Genomic DNA, 20,731 nt, shown 5'->3' with positions numbered 1-20,731 from the left:
GTATAATGGTTAGGCTAAGGCATGCCAGAGAAAGCAGGTGAAAGTCATGGAAGTGATTAAAATTTCGCCCCGGGGGTACTGCTACGGCGTGGTCGATGCCATGGTGCTGGCGCGCCAGGCGGCCCAGAACCTGGACCTCCCCCGGCCGATTTATATATTGGGCATGATCGTGCACAACAGTCATGTCACGAATTCTTTTGAAGACGAAGGGATCATCACGCTCGACGGGCCGAACCGGATGGACATCCTGAAGCAGGTGGACAGCGGCACGGTCATCTTCACCGCCCACGGCGTTTCGCCGGAAGTCCGGAAGCTGGCCCGGGACAAAGGTCTTACGACAGTAGACGCGACTTGTCCGGACGTCACCAAGACCCATGATCTGATCCGCGAGAAGGTGGCGGAAGGCTACGAAGTGATATACATCGGCAAGAAGGGCCATCCGGAACCCGAAGGCGCTATCGGCATTGCGCCGGATCACGTTCACTTGATCGAGAAGGAAGACGAGATTGCCAATCTGCGTATATCCGCCTCGCGCATCATTATTACGAACCAGACGACGATGAGCCAATGGGACATTAAGGCCATTATGAAAAAGCTGCTGGAGCTGTATCCGTCCGCCGAGGTTCACAATGAGATCTGCCTGGCCACCCAGGTGCGGCAGGAAGCGGTCGCGGAGCAGGCTGGACAAGCGGATCTGGTGATCGTTGTCGGCGATCCGCGGAGCAACAACTCCAACCGGCTGGCCCAGGTCTCCGAAGAAATTGCCAACGTCAAGGCCTACCGGATTGCCGACATTACCGAGCTGAAACGCGAGTGGCTTGAAGGTATATCCAAGGTGGCTGTCACCTCGGGCGCTTCGACGCCAACCCCAATCACGAAAGAAGTGATCGCGTATCTGGAGCAGTATGATCCGGAGAACCCGGATACGTGGGAAATTAAGCGCACGGTTAATATGAATAAGCTGCTTCCGCCAGTAAAGGCGGCAGGCGGTACTAAGGCATAATGCCGGACGAAAAGGAGCAGGACTTCCGAGAATGGAGGCCTGCTTCTTTTTTATTTCCAGACCATGATTTTTGCTGTCCCTGATATGATCTGGCTCTTTTTTGACAAAATAGACCAGATAAATCGGTATGGAGATGATGCCCATTTTAGATTGAGGGGTTGACGGATGGGTGGTTTTCCGATATAGTTGCTTTAGCGGATAAAAGCTTAAAAGCGAAAACGCGTTTAAGCGTATTAGTAAAGTGAGAGGCGAGAACGGTAGACCAGATAAAGATACCGAATCATTTGAGAATATACTTGAAGCACGCCAAAGCGAGGCGCTTCACAGGAGGAATGAAAAAGCCATGATCGTAATTACATCCAATACGACACCGGAAGAACAAATTGCGGATATTGTGCGTGTGATTGAGAAGGAAGGACTGCAGGCTTCTGTCTCCAAAGGCGCAGACCGGACGGTCATTGGGCTGATCGGTCAGGTCAACCCGCAGCTTGCTGAGCACTTGCGTCAAATGAAGGGAGTAGAGAATGTAGTGAAGATTACCAAATCATACAAATTGGCAAGCCGTGATTTTCATCCGGAGAACACGGTGATCAAGATAAAAGGCGTGGAAATCGGCGGCGACGAGCTCGTCGTCATGGGAGGACCCTGCGCGGTTGAATCCCCCGAGCAGATTGATGAAATTGCGGGCCTGGTGAAGGCTGCCGGCGGACAGGTGCTGAGAGGCGGGGCTTTCAAGCCACGGACAGGACCATACAGCTTCCAAGGGATCGGTGTCGAAGGTCTTATTATGATGGCTGAAGCCGGACAAAAGCACGGCCTGTTGACTATTACGGAAGTCATGACACCGGAATACGTGGATATCTGTGCAGAGTATGCTGATATTTTGCAGGTGGGTACGCGGAATATGCAGAACTTTGACCTGCTGCGCAAGCTGGGAACTTGCGGTAAGCCGGTACTGCTTAAGCGCGGGTTCAGCGCCACCTATGACGAACTGCTGAATGCAGCCGAGTACATCCTCGCAGGCGGCAATCCAGACGTTATGCTCTGTGAGCGCGGAATCCGTACATTCGAAAGCTATACCCGCAACACGCTGGATTTGTCGGCTATTCCTGTGCTGCAGCAGCTGAGCCATCTGCCGGTCATTTCCGACCCGAGTCATGGCACAGGCCGCAGAGAGCTGGTTGAGCCTATGTCCAAAGCCTCGGTTGCGGCTGGTGCTAACGGACTGATTATTGAGATGCATACAGATCCGGACAACTCAATGACAGGTGACGGCGTGCAGTCGCTGTTCCCGGACCAGTTTGCCGCACTTCTTAAAGACCTGGAGAAGCTGGCTCCGCTTGTTGGGCGCACATTCAGTACGTCCAAGGCGCCTGCTGAAGCCTTTAAAGTAGGAGTATAATATTTCCCCGGTAATACCGGATAGACATCGAAGCCTGCCGGCTGATTTTCCCCGGAAAATCAGTCCGTGCAGGCTATTTGCAATTAGTGCAAATAATGTGTTGAAAAGTGTAAGGATACCTCACACCATTTTTAAAAATACCTTACATACATATTGACGATGTCAGGTTTGAAGTTTTATAATGACGACATAAATCATTAGATACTGAACGTTTACGTTTTAAATGCGGGGAAATGTTCGGAAATTGGGAGGAAGAGAGCATGTCGGTTGAAAACGTATTAAAAACAATTCAGGAGAAAGCAATTGAGTGGGTGGATTTCCGTTTCGTAGATTTGGCTGGCCGTGCGCATCACATTTCTTTGCCTGCCTCTGAAGTGGATGAAGAAACGTTCGTGAACGGGGTTGCGTTCGACGGCTCTTCCATCGCCGGTTTCCGGGGAATCGAAGAATCGGATATGGTGATGATGCCAGATCCGGAATCGATTTTTGTCGATCCATTCACCGCTCATCCGACACTAAACATCATGTGTAACATCAACACGCCGGACGGCGAGCGCTATGAGCGCGATCCGCGCAGCATCGCGGCCAAAGCCGAAGAATATCTGCAACAGTGCGGCGTTGGTACGGCAGCTTTCTTTGCGCCTGAATCCGAATTTTTTATTTTTGACGACGTCCGTTACGAAAGCGGTATGAACAGTTCTTCTTACTTCGTGGATTCCGAAGAAGCTTCCTGGAACACGAACCGTAAAGAAGAAGGCGGTAACCTTGGCTTCAAAGTACGCGTGAAAGGCGGATACGTTCCTGTCGCACCAGTCGACACCCAACAAGACATCCGCAGCGAAATGTGTCGTTTGCTGGAAGAAGCCGGCCTCCGCATCGAGCGTCATCACCATGAAGTGGCCACTGCAGGCCAAGCGGAAATCAACTTCCGTTTCGATACTCTGAAGAAAACAGCGGATAACCTCTTGCTGTACAAATACATTGTTCACAACACAGCACGTCAATACGGTAAAGTGGCGACTTTCATGCCAAAACCGATCTTTGGCGACAACGGAAGCGGCATGCACGTTCACCAATCCATCTTCAACGGCGATGAGCCTTTGTTCTACGAAAAAGGCGCATATGCGAACCTGAGCGAAATGGCGTTGAACTACATCGGCGGTATCCTGTACCATGCTCCGGCCCTGATTGCCATCACGAACCCGTCGACCAACTCCTTCAAGCGTCTGGTTCCTGGCTACGAAGCACCGGTTAACCTCGTGTTCTCGAAAGGTAACCGTTCCGCAGCGATCCGTATTCCAGTCGCGGCTGTAACGCCTAAAGGCTGCCGCATCGAATTCCGTACGCCGGACTCCACGGCGAACCCTTACCTGGCCTTCTCGGCCATGCTGATGGCCGGTCTGGACGGTATCAAGCGCAAAATCAATCCGGTTGAGCTCGGATACGGACCGATGGACAAAAACATCTATGAGCTCTCCGACGATCAAAAAGCGGAGATCCGCAGCGTACCGGGCACCCTGGACGAAGCATTGGACGCTCTGGAAGCTGATTACGACTTCCTGCTGGAAGGCGGCGTATTCACCAAAGAGTTCATTGATAACTTCGTTAGCCTGAAGCGTGCTGAAGCAAAAGCCGTTTCGATCCGCGTGCATCCGCACGAGTACGGTCTGTACTTCGACTGCTAATTCGTATCAAGAAATGGCTGCCTTCTCCGGTCAGAAATGACTGGAGGGGCAGCCTCTTTGTTTGGGGGGGACGCTCCGCAGCCACCGCATTCCTTCGCTCGCGTGTTGTTTTTCCATTTCCTGAACTTAGCCGCTGTCCGCGTTAGAAACGGGAAAACAAAGGCGACCGCTCCGCTGCTTTCGGAATTGCGATGTCCGCTCCGCTGGGCAGGGGAGTAAGTGTGGGCGGCTCAGGGAAGTAGTTGTGCTGGTGCTCAGGGAGACGACACGTCAGCAGCCTCTATGAAGAGGGGGATGTATCTGCCAAGGAGAGCCAAGCCTGCATGCGGCAGCATATGCCATACCGGGCCAGCGTTCGCGTCCACCGCATTCTGTGGGGACGCTCCGCAGCCACCGCATTCCTCCACTCGCGTGTTGTTTTCCCGTTTCCTGAATTTAGCCGCTGTCCGCGGTAGAAACGGGAAAACAAAGGCGACCGCTGCGCTGCTTTCGGAATTGCGGTGTCCGCTCCGCTGGGCAGGGAAGTAAGTGTGGGCAGTTCGGGGGCAGCGAGCAGGAGTAGGACTGTTGGGAAAACTCCGGTGATGACGACTACCGAGGATCCCCTGGCTGTTTCTGCCGAATGCCGTCGACTTTTGATTTGCTCTTCCTGCAGCGCTTTACTCCGTTAAACAAACTGTGTTAAAGTAATAGAAAAAAAACCAAACGTCCGCAAGGTGCCATACTATGTGCTTTTTTGTACTTGATGGCCTTTGGGAATACTGCTATCATTGCCGTATTATCATTCGCTATAAGAGAGAGGATGGGGAGTTGTTTTGACAAAGAGAGCATACAATTTTAACGCCGGCCCTGCCGCATTGCCGCTGGAAGTGCTGGAACGCGCACAAGCCGAATTCGTGGATTTCCGGGGGACGGGCATGTCCATCATGGAGATGTCGCACCGCGGCAAGGTTTACGAGGAAGTCCATAACGAAGCGCAAAGCCGTTTGCTGTCTCTTCTGGGTAATCCTTCGGGATACCAGGTGCTGTTTCTGCAGGGCGGTGCCAGCACCCAATTTGCAATGGTGCCGATGAACTTTCTGACGGCCGGCAAGACCGGAAGCTATGTGTTGACAGGCAGCTGGGCCAGCAAAGCGGAGAAGGAAGCGCGCTTGATCGGGGAGACGCATATTGCCGCTTCTTCGGAGAACAATAAATTTATGTCGATTCCGAACCTGAGCAGCATCGAAATTCCGGAAAATGCCGCGTATCTGCACGTAACGTCCAATGAGACGATTGAAGGCAGCCAGTACCAGCAGTATCCGGATACAGGCAGCGTACCGCTGATCGCGGACATGTCCAGCGACATCCTGTGCCGCGAGTTCGACGTGAATCAGTTCGACTTTATCTATGCGGGAGCGCAAAAGAACCTGGGACCTTCCGGCGTAACGGTCGTCATCGCCCGCGAAGAGCTGCTGGCCGAGTCGCCGAAGCATATTCCGACGATGCTGCGCTACAGCACGCATGCGGCGAACAACTCTCTTTACAACACCCCACCATCCTTTTCGGTATACATGGTCAACGAAGTGCTGAAGTGGATCGAAGAACAAGGCTCTCTGGCTGGAGTGGAGAAGATCAACCGGGAGAAAGCCGGCTTGATTTATGATACAATAGACAGCAGCGAAGGCTTCTACCGCGGACCGGTGGAGGCGGGCAGCCGCTCGATTATGAATATTACATTCCGTCTTCCTTCCGAAGAGCTGGAGAAGCAGTTTATTAAGGAAGCGGAGCAGGAAGGTTTTGTAGGTCTGAAGGGACACCGCAGTGTCGGCGGTCTGCGCGCTTCGATTTACAATGCCGTTCCTTACGAGAGTGTCAAAGCACTGGCCGATTTTATGAACCATTTTCAAAAGAATCATGGGTAATGAAGCCTGAAGCTTGAACATCCATGAGTGAAGCGCCTTTCGCCGTTTGTCGGCGAGAGGCTTTTTAAACTTAAGCCATATAAATTGAACTGAAGTAAAGGGAAAGCACTTCGCCTGTATTCCAGATTGGATTCAAGGAAGAAGCAAGATTAGCTTTAGTTCATTTTATATAGAATGTTGAATGGGAGTGGACATCGATTTATGGCATTGCACATTGTACTTGTTGAACCTGAAATTCCCGCGAATACCGGCAATATCGCCAGAACCTGCGCAGCGACGGGAGCCCACCTGCATCTCGTGAAGCCGCTTGGTTTTCGCACCGATGATGCGACGTTGAAGCGCGCGGGTCTGGATTACTGGTATGCGGTTCATATTGAATACCATGAATCTTTCGCAGAGGTGCAGGAGATGTATGCCGGCCGGCGTTTCTTCTATGCGACGACAAAAGCCGACAAACGCTACACGGACTTTCAGTTCCAGGACGAGGATTTTCTCGTATTTGGCAAGGAAACGAAGGGACTTCCGGAGGAACTGCTCGCTGCCAACCCTGATACGTGTATGCGCATGCCAATGACGGACAAGGTCCGCTCGTTGAACCTGTCCAATTCAGCGGCAATCATCGTGTACGAAGCGCTGCGGCAGCTCGATTATCCGGGCATGGAATAAGGACTGTATTTGGATAAAATACACGGAAAAATTCAGCTTCTAAAATAAAGTAATAAAATTTTGATCCGGAGCAGGATTCGACATCGTCACATCGAACTATTAGAAAAGACCCATATTTCAGGATTGGAAAGTATGAATAATGATCACAGGGGGTACTTTCTAATCACTTCACATTTGATTAGTCATAGGGAGAGGTGTTGAACATGAAACCTGCCGGTGTTGTACGCAAGGTAGATCAGCTCGGAAGGATCGTCCTGCCGAAGTCGCTTAGAAAACGTTATCAGATGAACGAAGGAGATCCTGTTGAGATTTTGGTGCAGGGGGACCACATCATTCTGGAGCGTTACCGTCCGAAATGCGTGTTTTGCGGTTCGATGGACGAAGTGACGGAGTTCAAAGAGCGGTATATTTGCGGCCAGTGTCAATCCGACATGCTGCAATTGCAAAAGCATGCATAACATTCATTTGGGCATCACGAATTTTCGTGGTGTTTTTCTTTTATAGCCCGCTGCGTTTATGACCTGGTCCTGTATGGATCAGGTTTCCATGAAAAAAGGCTTCCTATATAGGAAGCCCCTTCGGCCTTACAGTCCTTTAGTTTTATCATCGTTATAAGCTGCGGTTAGGATGCCGACCAGGAACATTAGCAGCACCACCATACAAATCCAAAAAGTTAATGAGAACGACATTTAAGGCCACCTCCCGCTGAACTACCATTGCTCAATAAGCCTATTATACCCACACTTGCTGGAAAAATAAATGAATTCGTCATTTTGTTCATAATTTTTTTGCTGCTTAAGGATACTTATTTATAAAAAAGAAAGTTGGTCGGGACCGGCCGCATGCTGCCGTCCGACGGGTGATTGACCACCCTGCCGTTAAGCACCAAGGTAGAAGAGCCCCCGCCATCCAGATTATAGGCATTGATGACGCCGAGATGGAGCATTTTGCTCTGCAGTTCCTGGAGGGTGGCTCCCGAGCTGCCGTTTTCGTTGTGCCCGTCCACGACGATGATCAGCAGCTGATCATCTTTGTAGCTCCCGATTACGGTCCGCGGCGCACGGTTGGGAGACTGCTTCCATTTGAGCGGGATTTCAACGGGCTGGCCGTTTTTGAGCAGCACCGGCACGAAGGTCGCCCCGAATTTGGGCTGCAGGCGGTCCAGTTCGGATTGATTCCGGAACTTGCCGCCGATGAGCTTGCCGGATTTGTTCAACCCCACGAAAAAGAGATCCTTGAAGCTGGACTGGAACCCCGTGAGATACTCTCCGTTCATGACGGTGGTGCTGAGCGGATAACGCTTGCCGCTGTTGTCGGCAAATCCTCCGGCATTGATCCCGGCCACGGCGCCGTGCCGGCTTACGGCCTGCAGCGTCGTTTCGGAGCTTCCCAGCTTGTCTTTGGCAAGGCTCATGCCCATGGCAGAAGGATCCTTGAGCTTCACCTTCATGGCATATCCTTTATACACTCCAGGGTTGACCTTGTAGAGCTCGATCCGGATCCGGTCGCTTTCGACGCGTTCGACAGGAACGCCGAGCTTGGATGTAATCCGTTTATTATAGATGAGCTCGGGACGCCCGGCTTGTGTCTTAGCCGTCGCTTCGATCGCATTCATCGCCGCGGTCGTCTGCTTGTACAGCCTGGACGTCTTGCTGATGGACGAAATGGTTGCTTTCACAGTCTTGTCGGCCTTGTCCAGCTCCTTCAGCAGCGAGTCGGTATGCGGCTTAAGCGTATCCGCCGGAACGTACGCTGCGGTATCGACCTGGATATGTAGGGGACCGATGCTGAACAGCAAATAGATGAACAATCCAACGAACGGAGCGGTCACGAGCAGAAAAAAGCGGTTGATCTGTTTGATGCTTACATTCATTTGAGCAGATCCATCTTCTTCTGCAGCGTGTCCAGCTGTTTCTTCACTTCGTTCAGCTGGGTATACAGCTTGTTGCTGTTGTCGGTTTTGCTCGTGGCGTTATCCTTGGTGAACGTCAGCAGTTCGTTAAAGGACTGTACCTTGCTCTCCAGCTCCTTTACTTGGCCGGACAGTTCGTTAAACTGAGCCTCGTAACTCTTTTGCAAATCGTTCATCTGGTTTTCCGTACTTGCCTGAAGCTGCTTTATCATTTCCTGTTTCACATGATTGCTATATAAATAGGCAGCGCCGACGCCCAGTACAATCAGCAGTATCCATATCAGCAGCACGAACTTGACGGAGGGTTGCTTCTCCCTCTTGGGCTGGTTTCCGAATGGTGCGGAAGGCCCTGTCGAAGTTTGCAATTTCATCACCTCGGTTTTTGTTGATTTTTTTCCAGTCCCCATTCTATCATTACCCTATTATTTTCGCAAAAATGAACACAAGTCATAAAAATACCTAAAAATAGATTGCACGAAATAATAGGGGTGCGATACAATCTGTTTAAGACTGATAGATTTATATATTACATAACCGTTTAACGAGCCTTGATATGAAAATAGAAACGTCTTTAAACAAGCGTTTAACGCGTTTGTGAGCGGGGGAGAAACGCTGCTGTACTTTATATTCAATACGATCAGTACCAGGAGGTTACCATTGAAATGACGAGAGTTTGGCGGGTTGTGATTATCGATAGCCACCCCACAAGTATGCTGGGCACCAAGTTAATACTGGAGGAACGCGAGAATCTGAAGGTAACGGGGATGGCCTCAACCTGGGACGAAGGATTGGTGCTGGTGATCGAGCACCAGCCCGATCTGGTTCTGTTGGACTACCAGATGCCCGAGGGAACGGCGGAACCGCTGCTGGAGAAGCTGAAGAGCAATTCTCCGGAGAGCCATGTCCTCATCTTGACGGATCATGACGGTTTGAAGCTGCTGCATCCGATCATTCATCACGGGGGAAGCGGGATTTTGTCGAAACAGGCCTCAGCCTCCCAGCTCATGCTGATGATCGACGGGCTGCGCGAAGGCTTTGCCGCCCTTCCGATTGAATGGCTGAAGCAGGGGATCTGGCAGATGCAGGCGGCTCCTTTGGCCGAAGGGATGTTTGATCTGACCGAGACGGAAATTTTTATTATGGAACGGATCGTACAGGGGATTACCTACGATAAGATTGCAACGGAAATTACCGTCAGCCGAAGATCCATCGATAACTACCTGCGCAAAATTTACGTCAAGTTAGGGGTGTCCACACGGGCCCAGGCCATCGAAAAATTTGCGCTTCATTCGCGCCAGAAGCGAGCGGTATACATTTGAATACGGCATAATTCCATGCGTCTCCGAATACATACTTTAGGGTTGTAAATTATATAGAGAGACCGAACCCAATAGAGATTAATGGGAGGAGAGACCATGCAGTATTCCTTTGCAGCCCGTACGGCGGTCATGCTGTCGTCACCGCTTCATCTCATCCGGTCCTTAGCGAACAGGGAGTCCTTTATTTCTTTTGCGGAGGAGCTTCCGGCCGAAGAGCTGTTTCCCGTTTCTTCGCTGGAGGCGGCAGCGGCAGCAGTGATTTCCAATAGTCCTACGGCACTTCAGTATGGGGAGCCGCAGGGCTTTTTGCCGTTGCGCGAATGGTTGTCGGACGACTGGAAGCGCACCAAGCGCATCGATGTCGGTCCCGACCAAATTCTGCTGACGACCGGTGTGCAGCAGGCAATGGATCTGATGGCCCGAATCTATGTAGAGCCGGGAGACCGTGTGCTTGTGGAAAGTCCGGCTTCGCCGGGGTACTTGCAGGTGTTCAAGATGCAGGGGGCTGTCGTCATTCCGGTAGACAGCGACCAGAATGGACTGATCCCGGAGTGTCTGCTGGAACAGATTGAACGGACGCAGCCGAAGCTGCTGGTAGCGTCACCGAATTTCTCCAATCCGACGGGGGTCCTTTGGAGCTTAGAGCGGCGCAAGGAAGTGCTTGACCTGTGCAGAGAGCACAGCATCCTCATTATAGAAGACAATTCTTACGGGGATCTTCATTTCGAAAAGTTATCGCAGCCGGAATTTACCAGCCTGTATCCCTCTCTGTTTGCGCTGGACGGCTCGGGGAGAGGACAGGGGGTGCTCTACATCGGTTCGTTCAGCAAAACGATCGCCCCTGCCCTGCGTACGGGCTGGGCCGCGGGAAGCCGGCCGCTGATCGATATGCTGGCCGCCGCCAAGCAGCTGGCCGATTGGCAGTCCAGCACGCTGAACCAGCGCTTTCTGCACAATATGCTGGAATCCTCCGCCTTCGATATTCATGAGCATATCAAAATGCTGAACCGCGAATACGACACCCGCCTGAAGCTGATGAACGGGCTGCTGCAGCGGCCGGCATGGCAGGATACCAGATATGTCATCCCCAAGGGGGGCATGTTTATCTGGCTTCGGCTGCCGGATGGGCTGGACAGTCTGGCCCTCTTGAAATGCGCCCTGGGCAAGGGCGCAGCCTTTCTTCCGGGTACGCTGTGCTACCCGGACGGCCGGGGAAGCGGCTGGATTCGGCTGAATTTTACCCACCCCGGCCGTGACGAGCTGCTGCTGGGCATGAATCTGATCGGCGAAGCGATCGGCGAATTTACTGCGCGCAGCTAAGTCTTTTTGCGGCGTGAGGCACGCGCCGGCTGGGCCGTTTCCACAAGGGCGGGCAAACCGGATGCACCCGTCTCCAGGATGCCGGCATAGCGCTCCAGATCGGCGGTGCCCGCCGGCGTCAGCTGGTAGCGGCCGCGGGAGATCCGCTGGAACCAGCCGTAATAATTGTTCTGCAGGATGGCCGCCGCATTCGGCACGCCGCTTTTCTCCCGCAAATGCGCCGGCGATAAGCCGCCTTCCGGTGCGCCTGCGAGGGCGCCGGCGACGCGAAGCGCTTTTTCCCGGTAGGCCGTCATCAGCTTCGCCCGGGTGGTGCCGCCGACGTTATAATCGCCGCTGCGTTCGCGGAATTCATAGAGCAGCCGGGACTTGCGGACCTTCATCCTGCGGGTTGGCACGTAAGGTGTTCCCGGCTCGCAGAGCACTTCCACCAGCGGCTTCTTGGTTTTATAGAAGGTAACGGTGAGAAGGCCGACGCCCAGCCTGCGGCATAAACCGGTGATGTCATCCCAGCGCTGGTTCACGGCACCCCGCTTGCTGCGGTTGCGCTCCACCGCCAAATATACATGAGGGCTCAGCTTGAGACGTTCGATTCCTTGCAGCAGCAGGGAGAGGTTGAACGTCTTTTTCATTTCCACGATCAGCGGCTCTTCCTCGTCCGGATGCAAGCCCACCAGATCGCAGTGGCGAACTTCGCCTTTGACCTCGTAGCCCTGCCGCTCAAAAAAAGCCTTCAATGGCTCGTAAAGTTCGGTTTCATGCTGGACGGACATATTCAGGCTCTCCTTCTGCGGTGATCCGCTTCTGAATTCTTTGTTCATTATATCATCTCAACAGAAGAACCCGAATCATAAGGGGCAGATATCCCGCCGGGAAAGTCGGAGCGCCCTTGCTTTTATAGAAAAAGACAATCTGACATGGGCGAAAAAAGAGGTCAACTAATCCCACAGTCCCGCATAGGTATGTAATACACTTTTTAAGAATCGATGGGAGCAGTTGACCCTTGACGCATTTTTGTAGGAGTAGCTTGCGATTTCATAACCGAGTCATAGGAGGTACTTGCATGGATATTTTCGAACGCGTAGCGGCATATCGGGCAGAGAGCGATCAACTGGCATGGAATGGCACCTTTAAAGAATACATCGACCTTCTTCGTCAGGACCCATCACCGGCGATGACGGCGCATGCCCGCGTCTATGACATGATCAAATCATACGGCGTGGAAGAGGTCAACGGCCATAAACGTTATAAATTTTTTGAGCAGGAAATTTTCGGCCTGGATCGTGCCATTGAAAAGCTGGTGGAGGAGTATTTCCACTCCTCGGCCCGCAGGCTCGACGTCCGTAAACGGATTCTGCTGCTGATGGGGCCGGTCAGCGGCGGGAAATCGACGATTGTGACCCTGCTGAAGCGGGGTCTTGAGAAATTTTCGAGAACGCCCCAAGGCGCGGTATATGCCATTGACGGCTGCCCGATGCATGAAGAACCGCTTCATCTCATTCCGCTGGACCTGAGGCCGGAAGTGGAAAAAGAACTGGGCGTGCGGATCGAAGGCAATCTCTGCCCTTCCTGCCAAATGCGCCTGAAGACCGAATACGACGGTGATATCGAGAAAATGCCCGTCACCCGGGTGGTGATCTCGGAAGACAGCCGTGTCGGTATCGGTACATTCAGCCCGTCGGATCCGAAGTCACAGGACATCGCCGACCTGACCGGCAGTATCGACTTCTCAACGATTACGGAATTCGGTTCGGAATCCGACCCCCGCGCCTACCGTTTCGATGGAGAGCTGAACAAGGCCAACCGCGGCCTGATGGAATTTCAGGAAATGCTCAAATGCGACGAGAAGTTTCTGTGGAACCTGCTCTCGCTCACGCAGGAAGGCAATTTCAAGGCAGGCCGATTTGCGCTCATTTCCGCCGACGAGCTGATCGTTGCGCACACCAATGAATCCGAGTACAAGGCCTTTATCGCCAACAAGAAAAATGAAGCGCTGCAGTCCCGGATGATCGTCATGCCGATTCCTTATAACCTGAAGGTATCGGATGAAGAAAAAATTTACGGCAAGCTCATTTCGCAAAGCGACATGAAGCATATCCATATTGCGCCGCATGCGCTGCGTTCCGCTGCGATCTTCTCCATTTTGACCCGTCTGAAGGAGACGAAGAAGCAGGGAATGGATCTCGTCAAAAAGATGAGAATGTACGACGGTGAAGAGATCGAAGGCTATAAAGAAGCCGATTTGAAGGAAATGCAGTCTGAATATTTGGAAGAAGGCATGTCCGGCGTCGATCCGCGGTATGTCATCAACCGGATTTCCAGTGCTTTGATTAAGCAGGACCTTCAATGCATTAACGCGCTGGATGTGCTGCGGGCCATCAAAGACGGGCTTGACCAGCACGCCTCCATTACGAAGGACGAACGGGAGCGTTATCTGAACTTTATTGCGGTGGCCCGAAAGGAATACGACGAGCTGGCGAAAAAAGAAGTGCAGAAGGCGTTTGTCTATTCTTTTGAAGAGTCGGCCAAAACGCTGTTCGAGAATTATCTCGACAACATCGAAGCGTTCTGCAACTGGACGAAAATCCGTGATCCGCTGACCGATGAAGAGATGAATCCGGACGAAAGGCTGATGCGTTCCATCGAGGAGCAAATCGGCGTTTCCGAAAATGCGAAAAAAGCGTTTCGTGAAGAAATCCTCATCCGGATTTCGTCTTATTCCCGCAAGGGCAAAAAGTTCGAATACCATAATCATGACCGTCTGCGCGAAGCGATTGAGAAGAAGCTGTTTACAGACCTCAAGGATATCGTGAAAATAACGACGTCGACCAAAACGCCGGATGCGGCCCAGCTCAAGCGGATTAACGAAGTGAGCAAACGGCTGATTGATGAGCACGGCTATTGCCCGGTATGCGCGAACGAGCTGCTGCGCTATGTGGGAAGCTTGCTGAACCGGTAATCAGCCCGACATTCCTATTGTATTTCATCGGCAAAATGGCTCCCGATTATTTCGGGGGTCTTTTTTTTCCTTTTCGGGTCTTGAACCTCACGTCACGTTAGGAAGTAAGATGTGGGGATACTGGAAACGCGGAAAGGATTGTAGACAATGAAGAGCAGCTGGATTGCAAAATCAATTGCGTTTGACGGAAAAGTGCGTATCATTTTTATGGATAATACCTATTTGCTCCAAGAAATCTTTCATAGAAGAACAATGAGCCAGGTGTTGAAGGAGGCATTGGGCAGAACGGTATCGGCGGCAGGGCTGATTGGAGGCCTTTTAAAAGATCCGCAGCAAATGAGCCTGAAAATCCGTGCAAGCAGCGCGGGCTTAAACATATTTGCGGAAGCGGACGCTTCCGGTCACGTTCGGGGATATCTCAGTGAAGAGTGGTTTCAACGGCCATCGGAGGGCTTATCGCTTGGGCAGATTATCGGGAGCAGGGGCAATATCCAGGTGGTGCAGGAAACAGGAACGAATCGGATGTTTACAGGAATTACGGATATGCCTTACGCCAATATCACGGATGATATTTCTCATTATTATGGCCAAAGCGAACAAACACCGACGTGGGTCACCGTAAACATTTGCATCGATCATCAGAAGCAGCGGGTAACGTCATCCAGAGGCGTATTAGCGCAGTTGCTCCCAGGCGCAGATCCGGGGCTGATGCAGCAAGTACAGGAGGCGGTGGACAAGTGCGATTTTATGCTGTACCCCAATCAACAGCATGAGGCATCCCATGAGCTGCTTCTGAGCCCGCCGGGCGGAGGGGCCCTTCTGGAAATCAAGCCGCTGCATTGGTACTGTGAATGCACAAAGGAAATGCTTAGCGGGCTGCTGTTGAGCCTCGACCCGAAGGAGCTCTCTAATCTCGTCCTGCAGGCAGAGCCGGCTGAAGTGGTCTGCAGCCACTGCGGGGAGAAATATGTATTTAGTCCCATCGAGATTCAGAACTTGCTCAACACATTGCAACGGAGAAGAACGATTCCATGACCCTTATCAAACCAAGAGAGGATCAACAACGATGAAAATCTGGAGAGTTGGGGAAATCGCCCAATTAACCGGCCTTACCGTCAGGACGCTTCACCATTACGACGAGATCGGCTTATTGCATCCGGCACACACGTCGGAAAAAGGACACCGTTTGTACGTAGAGGACGATCTGCAGCGGCTTCACCATATCATTTTACTTAAACAATTGGGATTTTCGCTGGAAGAAGTAAAACGATTGATGACCGATCCGGCTTTTAATCCTTTACATTTGCTGGAACACCAACTTGCACGGATCAATGAACACATTCAAATGCAGCTGGACTTAAGGGATCGGTTAAATGATATTTACAGCTTGATGCACCGCGGACAGCCCGTTGACCCCTCCCGGTTCATGGAAGTCGTGCAAATGATCAATATAAGCCGGAGCAAGCATTTTAGCCGGGAGATGGCAAAAAACATCCAGCGGAATTATACTTCTATGAATTCAGAACAAATAAGGGAGAAGAATGAGGAATTCCGGAGGCTGATTTCCGGGTTCCGCTCCGAAATGGAGAAAGGAACGCCGGAGCACGATCCCGTCGTGTTAGACCTTGCAAGACGATGGAAGAGCTGCCTTCAGGATGCGGCGGGTGATTATGACCAGTTGAGCCGGTCGGCGGAAAGTTATTACCGGGATCACTCCGATCAGGCCCTTCCATTTGGAATGGACGGGGAGTTGTACCAGTTCATTCGTAAAGCCGTATTAAAAATATAAGCCCGGACGCCCTATATTTTAGTAGGTTAGTCGTCGATATAGACTATAATAGACAAAGTTATATAGAATGAACTAAAGAAATGAACGTTAAAGGCCTTACCGGGCGGTTATAACAGGAAGTTCAATGCGAAACTTTAGTTCAATCTATATGGATTGATGGAAATTGGTATAATCAGGAAATATCTAAAGGAGCCATTTTACATGATTCAAGTATCGGAAGCGCGGCACAACCAACTGAAGTTTATTGGACTGACGGAAAAGGATTTGGAGATTCTGCGGGCGCACCAGCCCGTATTCAGCAAAGTGGTCGATGAAGTCGTGGACCATTTTTATCGGCACATCACTTCGGAGCCGGAGCTTATGCGTATCATTGAACGGAAAACGACGATCGACAGGCTGAAGACGACCCAGCGGGAGTACTGGATGTCGCTGGCCGAAGGTGTCATCGACGAGCCGTTTTTGGAGAAAAGAATCGCCATCGGATTGGTACACTCGCGCGTTGGCTTAAACACGGACTATTATCTCGGCAGCTACATGGTTTATTTGGATATCGCGGTTGAGCTGTTCAAGAAGGCCATTCCGGACCGCTGGATCGAGGTGATCCATCCTCTGACCAAGATGTTCAACCTCGATTCGCAATTGGTTCTGGAAGCTTACGACATGAAGGAAAAGGAAAAGATCCAAGAGCTTGCCGACGAGCGGGAGCAGGTGCTCCGGGCGGTAACCGAAGTCGTTCAGCAGCTGACCGGCATGATTGCCGAGCTGAACGAGAGTGCCGGCCAAATCGCCGAGACGGCGAAAGTGACCGCGGCTTCCCAGGACCTGGCCCATTCGCTGATGGACGAGCTCCAGGAGGATGTCACCCAAATCGAGAACATGGGCGGCCTGATCAAGGGCATCGCCGACCAGACCCATCTGCTCGGACTGAACGCGGCGATCGAGGCGGCGCATGCCGGGGATTCCGGCAGAGGTTTTGCCGTCGTGGCCGGCGAGGTGCGTAAGCTCGCAGCCCATTCGCAGGAAGCGCTGGAGACGATCCAGGATAAAGTGTCGGGCATCATGGTCCGGCTGGAAAGCGTACAGCAGGAAACCCGGCAGACATCGGTCCATGCCCGGGCACAGGCGGAGAGCTCCCAGGAACTGGCGGCTTTCGTGAAGACGATTGAGAAGCTGACGCTGGATCTGGCGGAGATTCAAAATCACCAGTAAACGCGGACAAGGAGCGTCAAGGAGGCTTCATTTGTTCCAGTACCTCATCATTCACCATTCAGGTATAATAGATTCGTCATCATGAATATTCGAAATCGTAAATTTTTGAACTGATCGGCAACTGATTTGTATTTGAGGTGATTGTATAGTGGCTTCCATTCATGATGTGGCGAAAGAGGCTGGAGTATCTGTCGCAACCGTTTCCAAAGTCATTAACCATTATCCGGACGTTAGCGATAAAACTAGGAAAAAAGTAAGATCGGCGATTGAGCTTCTTCGTTACCGGCCTAATGCCATTGCACGCGGACTCGTTACCGGGAGATCATGGACCGTGGGGGTGCTGATCAACATTCCCTTTACGAACCCGTATGTGGCTGAACTTCTGGAAGGCATCAAAACGGCGCTGGAGAACAGCGGTTATGATCTTATGCGCCTCTCTGCCCGGCTTAACGAAGACAGTTATTCTTTTATCGACCACTGCGAGAGCAGAAACCTGGATGGGGTCGTCATCTTCGGCGTAGAGCGGGACCACCGGATTATCGGCGAATTGATCCGCTCCGATATTCCTACCATGTTTGTGGATACGGACGTCATGGGAAACCGGGTCGGAAATATTACGTCGGATAATGTGAACGGCGTCCATATGGCCGTCTCCCATCTGTACGGGCTGGGTCACCGGGACATCGCCTACATCGCCGGTACCCTCGGCCATACGGTAGCTGAAAGGCGGCTTCAGGGATATAAGCAGGGTCTTTCGGACTGTTCCATCGAATACAGGGACAAGTATCTGGAAGTGTGCGACTATTCCTTTGAAGGCGGCATAGTCGCCATGAGGAAGCTCCTGCATCTTCAGTCTCCCCCGACGGCTGTCGTGTGCACCTCGGATATGGCTGCGATGGGGGCGATTCATGAAATTGAAGCATGGGGATTTTCCGTTCCCGGGGATGTTTCAGTTGTCGGGTTTGACAATATTTTTGAGGCCAAGGTGTTTAAGCCGAGTCTGACGACTGTCAACCAGAACATACACAATATCGGCGCCAAGTCGATTGAGCATCTGATCTCCATGATCGAAAATCCGGAATACTCGCCGCCTGAAATTATGGAGCCGGCTAGTCTGGTCATCCGCCAGTCGACCGGCAAAGTGAAGGTTTAAGATCAATCGCGGTAAAATAGGGGAAGGGATGTGCCGGGCAGGCATGTCCCTTTTTGCATCCCGTCTGATGGTCTATGATTGGCCGGGACATCCCAATACTAAAAAGGGCAGGGGCTTGGAACAAGAAATGTTGTGAATGGTGCACAATATCTTATAATGATAGGAAATCAGGCACCGCTTATAATCAACGGATGAAAGTGACGTGATAGTCGATGGAGGAAAAAAGAGTTCTGGTGGCCGACGATGAGCCGAGCATCCGCAGCGCGATTTCCTATGCGCTCAAACGGGAGGGGTTCGCCGTTGAAACGGCTGCGGACGGTGAGGAGGCGCTGCAGCAGGCGGATGCCTTCCGCCCGGATATGCTGGTGCTGGACGTCATGATGCCCAAGGCCAACGGCTATGAGGTGCTGCGGCGGCTGGAAAACCGCAAGGGGCTCGGCATTTTGATGCTGACTGTTAAAAACGATATCGTCGACAAGGTTCTGGGTCTGGAGCTTGGGGCCGACGATTTTATGACCAAACCGTTCGATATCCGCGAGCTGGTGGCGCGGGTGAAATCGATCGTCCGCCGGCTGGATAAAGTGGAGGATCCCGTGCCTGTACCGGACGAAAAAAAAGCCGTGCTTGGACAGCTGACCGTTCACGCCGCGAAACGCACGGCGGAAATCAGCGGCCGGCTGCTGGAGCTGACGCCGAAGGAGTTCGATCTGCTGTCGCTGCTCGTATTTCACCCCGGGCGGGTGTACACCCGCGAGGATCTGCTGGATCTCGTATGGGGAATGGAGTATGCGGGAGGCACCCGAACGGTGGATATCCATATCCAACGGCTCCGGAAAAAACTGGGCGACGCCCACTATATGCTGCAGACGGTATATGGGATCGGCTATAAGGCGCTGGAGGAGGGCTCATGAGCCTCGGCCTGAAATGGAAGTTTCCGCTTTTTCTGGCGGTGCTGCTGGTGTTTACGACCGGCGTGCTCAGCTGGCTTGTACTCAGCGGAATCAGGACCAATCAGCGCGAGCAGATGGAAGAGAGCCTGCAGCGGCAGGCCGACGTAGCCGAAATGAGGGTCAAACAGGATTATTTGACGGGCGAACGGCTGAAACCGGTCGATTTTATGGGAAAACAGGGGCAGGAGCTGGCCGTGGACCTTGGCATTTCCACCAACATGCGGGTGATCCTGTACGACGCGAAGGGCCAAGAGGTGGGCAATTCCCTGCCGCTGGCGGAAAAACCGGATGTCGGGGATGCCCTGTCTTACGCGCTGAAAGGTAAAATCGCCTACATTACCGAGGCGGATTCCCTGATCTATCTTGCGCCGATGCAGGGGCCTGACGGCATGCTGGGGGTGGTCCAGCTCCATACGTCGCTGAAGGCACAGCATGAATTCTATAACCGGATGGCGTACCGGCTGGTTTGGACAGGCGGCATTGTATTGCTGCTGAGCTTTATTCTGGGATTTATTTATGTATACCGTCAGGTCAGGGACATCGTGAAGCTGAAGGCGGAAGCGGACCGGATCTCCCGCGGGGAGTATCCGGAGCGGTCCCCGCTCCGTCGGAAAGACGAACTCGGGCAGCTCGGAACCGGCATTCTGCATATGAGCCGCGACATCAAAGGGCATATGGCTGCGCTTCAGGAGGAGAAGCACCATCTGCAATTGGCCGTGGAGAAGCTGCAGGCACTCGAGCAGCAGCAGAAGCAGTTTATCAATAACGTGAGCCACGAGTTTAAAACGCCGCTGACATCGATCCAGGCGTATACGGATTTGCTAGGCATGTACGGTGACGATCCGCAGCTGATCGAGGAAGCACGCAGCGCGATCGCCAAAGAATCCGAGCGGCTGTATCAATTGGTCGAGGATGTCCTGCGCCTGTCGCTGTTGGAAAAGTACGATTTTGAATCCCAGGCGCAGGAAGTGGAGCTTGCCGACTTGCTGCAGGATGTCGTATCCCGGATCAGCGCCAAGGCTACCAAATACGATTTAACGATACAGACCGACTTCGAGCCTGCCCGGGTGTGGGGAGATCGGGACCATTTCATTCATATATTTATGAATCTGCTGGATAATGCGATCAAGTACAACCGGCCCGGCGGCCGGATTGTCATTCAAAGCCGGGCTTCGGGAGATGAAGTGAGCGTATCGGTCCGCAACACGGGACGGATCATTCCCCGGGAATGGTGGGCGCATCTGTTCGAGCCGTTCTCCACGCTGCACCAGGACCGCGCCCGCTCCACCGGCGGAACCGGCCTGGGCCTGCCGCTGGCGTCCCAGCTCGCGGAGAGGCAGGGGGGCCGGCTAGAACTCGTCCGTTCCGATGCGGAGGAGACCGATTTTACCGTTACGTTTCCGCGACACTCCAGCATGGAGAACTAGGAAAACACAGCCGATGTTTCTCCCACAGGGAAT

Annotated in this window: 18 protein-coding genes; 15 read left to right on the top strand and 3 right to left on the bottom strand. The window is 52.5% G+C overall.

Features of this window, described 5'->3' with window-relative positions; genetic code table 11:
* Positions 1-46 precede the first annotated feature (46 nt).
* From FHS19_RS19485 to FHS19_RS19460, 6 genes are all read left to right on the top strand, one after another.
* Complete coding sequence (locus FHS19_RS19485) at positions 47-1,003, top strand: 4-hydroxy-3-methylbut-2-enyl diphosphate reductase (protein WP_183583490.1); 957 nt, start codon at positions 47-49, stop codon at positions 1,001-1,003.
* Between the two features lie 343 nt (positions 1,004-1,346).
* The gene (gene aroF, locus FHS19_RS19480; protein ID WP_076170636.1) at positions 1,347-2,405 is read left to right on the top strand and encodes a 3-deoxy-7-phosphoheptulonate synthase; all 1,059 of its coding nucleotides are present in this window, start codon (positions 1,347-1,349) and stop codon (positions 2,403-2,405) included.
* Positions 2,406-2,665: 260 nt separating this feature from the next.
* The gene (gene glnA / locus FHS19_RS19475) at positions 2,666-4,090 is read left to right on the top strand and encodes a type I glutamate--ammonia ligase (protein ID WP_076170635.1); all 1,425 of its coding nucleotides are present in this window, start codon (positions 2,666-2,668) and stop codon (positions 4,088-4,090) included.
* A gap of 815 nt (positions 4,091-4,905) precedes the next feature.
* Complete coding sequence (serC, locus tag FHS19_RS19470) at positions 4,906-5,994, top strand: 3-phosphoserine/phosphohydroxythreonine transaminase (RefSeq protein ID WP_183583489.1); 1,089 nt, start codon at positions 4,906-4,908, stop codon at positions 5,992-5,994.
* Positions 5,995-6,195: 201 nt separating this feature from the next.
* Positions 6,196-6,660 (top strand): tRNA (uridine(34)/cytosine(34)/5-carboxymethylaminomethyluridine(34)-2'-O)-methyltransferase TrmL, encoded by a 465-nt coding sequence (gene trmL / locus FHS19_RS19465; protein WP_076170633.1) that lies wholly within the window; start codon positions 6,196-6,198, stop codon positions 6,658-6,660.
* 203 nt (positions 6,661-6,863) lie between these two features.
* The gene (locus FHS19_RS19460) at positions 6,864-7,118 is read left to right on the top strand and encodes an AbrB/MazE/SpoVT family DNA-binding domain-containing protein (protein WP_076170632.1); all 255 of its coding nucleotides are present in this window, start codon (positions 6,864-6,866) and stop codon (positions 7,116-7,118) included.
* 347 nt (positions 7,119-7,465) lie between these two features.
* Here the strand turns inward: FHS19_RS19460 and FHS19_RS19455 are convergent, their stop codons facing one another.
* Entirely contained in the window at positions 7,466-8,533 is a 1,068-nt protein-coding gene (locus FHS19_RS19455; protein WP_183583488.1) for a phosphodiester glycosidase family protein, read from the bottom strand.
* Positions 8,530-8,937 (bottom strand): hypothetical protein, encoded by a 408-nt coding sequence (locus tag FHS19_RS19450; RefSeq protein WP_183583487.1) that lies wholly within the window; start codon positions 8,935-8,937, stop codon positions 8,530-8,532. Before FHS19_RS19450 ends, FHS19_RS19455 begins: the two co-directional genes overlap by 4 nt.
* Before the next feature lie 297 nt (positions 8,938-9,234).
* Between FHS19_RS19450 and FHS19_RS19445 the strand changes: the two genes are divergently transcribed.
* The gene (locus FHS19_RS19445) at positions 9,235-9,891 is read left to right on the top strand and encodes a response regulator transcription factor (protein WP_183583486.1); all 657 of its coding nucleotides are present in this window, start codon (positions 9,235-9,237) and stop codon (positions 9,889-9,891) included.
* A gap of 96 nt (positions 9,892-9,987) precedes the next feature.
* Positions 9,988-11,211, top strand: coding sequence for an aminotransferase-like domain-containing protein (locus FHS19_RS19440; RefSeq protein ID WP_183583485.1), 1,224 nt, complete (start codon positions 9,988-9,990; stop codon positions 11,209-11,211).
* On the opposite strand, the gene FHS19_RS19435 is transcribed toward FHS19_RS19440, so the two are convergent.
* Entirely contained in the window at positions 11,208-11,984 is a 777-nt protein-coding gene (locus FHS19_RS19435) for a DUF2161 domain-containing phosphodiesterase (protein ID WP_183583484.1), read from the bottom strand. The two genes, FHS19_RS19440 and FHS19_RS19435, sit on opposite strands and share 4 nt — an antisense overlap.
* 290 nt (positions 11,985-12,274) lie before the next feature.
* Between FHS19_RS19435 and FHS19_RS19430 the strand changes: the two genes are divergently transcribed.
* From FHS19_RS19430 to FHS19_RS19400, 7 genes are all read left to right on the top strand, one after another.
* Positions 12,275-14,170, top strand: a complete 1,896-nt coding sequence (locus FHS19_RS19430; RefSeq protein ID WP_183583483.1) for an ATP-dependent protease PrkA — start codon at positions 12,275-12,277, stop codon at positions 14,168-14,170.
* Positions 14,171-14,317: 147 nt separating this feature from the next.
* On the top strand, positions 14,318-15,205 hold the full coding sequence (locus FHS19_RS19425) for an Hsp33 family molecular chaperone HslO (RefSeq protein ID WP_183583482.1): 888 nt from the start codon (positions 14,318-14,320) through the stop codon (positions 15,203-15,205).
* Positions 15,206-15,236: 31 nt separating this feature from the next.
* Positions 15,237-15,959 carry a MerR family transcriptional regulator gene (locus tag FHS19_RS19420; RefSeq protein ID WP_183583481.1) on the top strand — a complete coding sequence of 241 codons (723 nt, stop codon included), beginning with the start codon at positions 15,237-15,239 and terminating at the stop codon, positions 15,957-15,959.
* Positions 15,960-16,160: 201 nt separating this feature from the next.
* The gene (locus FHS19_RS19415) at positions 16,161-17,168 is read left to right on the top strand and encodes a globin-coupled sensor protein (protein WP_183583480.1); all 1,008 of its coding nucleotides are present in this window, start codon (positions 16,161-16,163) and stop codon (positions 17,166-17,168) included.
* Positions 17,169-17,316: 148 nt separating this feature from the next.
* Entirely contained in the window at positions 17,317-18,321 is a 1,005-nt protein-coding gene (locus FHS19_RS19410) for a LacI family DNA-binding transcriptional regulator (RefSeq protein WP_183583479.1), read from the top strand.
* Between the two features lie 212 nt (positions 18,322-18,533).
* Positions 18,534-19,232: a response regulator transcription factor gene (locus tag FHS19_RS19405; RefSeq protein ID WP_183583478.1), complete on the top strand. Its 699-nt coding sequence runs from the start codon at positions 18,534-18,536 to the stop codon at positions 19,230-19,232.
* Positions 19,229-20,698 (top strand): sensor histidine kinase, encoded by a 1,470-nt coding sequence (locus FHS19_RS19400; protein ID WP_183583477.1) that lies wholly within the window; start codon positions 19,229-19,231, stop codon positions 20,696-20,698. Before FHS19_RS19405 ends, FHS19_RS19400 begins: the two co-directional genes overlap by 4 nt.
* Positions 20,699-20,731 lie beyond the last annotated feature (33 nt).

Origin of the sequence: Paenibacillus rhizosphaerae (assembly GCF_014192015.1) — a bacterium.
Taxonomy (GTDB): domain Bacteria; phylum Bacillota; class Bacilli; order Paenibacillales; family Paenibacillaceae; genus Paenibacillus_AQ; species Paenibacillus_AQ rhizosphaerae.
This window is presented reverse-complemented; position numbering and strand designations above follow the sequence as displayed.

Excerpts from the sequence above, each read along its gene's own strand:
- FHS19_RS19430 (WP_183583483.1), top strand. The coding sequence starts at position 12,275 with ATGGATATTTTCGAACGCGTAGCGGCATATCGGGCAGAGAGCGATCAA.
- FHS19_RS19405 (WP_183583478.1), top strand. The coding sequence starts at position 18,534 with ATGGAGGAAAAAAGAGTTCTGGTGGCCGACGATGAGCCGAGCATCCGC.
- FHS19_RS19445 (WP_183583486.1), top strand. The coding sequence starts at position 9,235 with ATGACGAGAGTTTGGCGGGTTGTGATTATCGATAGCCACCCCACAAGT.
- trmL (WP_076170633.1), top strand. The coding sequence starts at position 6,196 with ATGGCATTGCACATTGTACTTGTTGAACCTGAAATTCCCGCGAATACC.
- FHS19_RS19440 (WP_183583485.1), top strand. The coding sequence starts at position 9,988 with ATGCAGTATTCCTTTGCAGCCCGTACGGCGGTCATGCTGTCGTCACCG.
- FHS19_RS19420 (WP_183583481.1), top strand. The coding sequence starts at position 15,237 with ATGAAAATCTGGAGAGTTGGGGAAATCGCCCAATTAACCGGCCTTACC.
- FHS19_RS19415 (WP_183583480.1), top strand. The coding sequence starts at position 16,161 with ATGATTCAAGTATCGGAAGCGCGGCACAACCAACTGAAGTTTATTGGA.
- glnA (WP_076170635.1), top strand. The coding sequence starts at position 2,666 with ATGTCGGTTGAAAACGTATTAAAAACAATTCAGGAGAAAGCAATTGAG.
- FHS19_RS19455 (WP_183583488.1), bottom strand. The coding sequence starts at position 8,533 with ATGAATGTAAGCATCAAACAGATCAACCGCTTTTTTCTGCTCGTGACC.
- FHS19_RS19425 (WP_183583482.1), top strand. The coding sequence starts at position 14,318 with ATGAAGAGCAGCTGGATTGCAAAATCAATTGCGTTTGACGGAAAAGTG.
- FHS19_RS19435 (WP_183583484.1), bottom strand. The coding sequence starts at position 11,984 with ATGTCCGTCCAGCATGAAACCGAACTTTACGAGCCATTGAAGGCTTTT.
- FHS19_RS19400 (WP_183583477.1), top strand. The coding sequence starts at position 19,229 with ATGAGCCTCGGCCTGAAATGGAAGTTTCCGCTTTTTCTGGCGGTGCTG.
- FHS19_RS19460 (WP_076170632.1), top strand. The coding sequence starts at position 6,864 with ATGAAACCTGCCGGTGTTGTACGCAAGGTAGATCAGCTCGGAAGGATC.
- aroF (WP_076170636.1), top strand. The coding sequence starts at position 1,347 with ATGATCGTAATTACATCCAATACGACACCGGAAGAACAAATTGCGGAT.
- FHS19_RS19485 (WP_183583490.1), top strand. The coding sequence starts at position 47 with ATGGAAGTGATTAAAATTTCGCCCCGGGGGTACTGCTACGGCGTGGTC.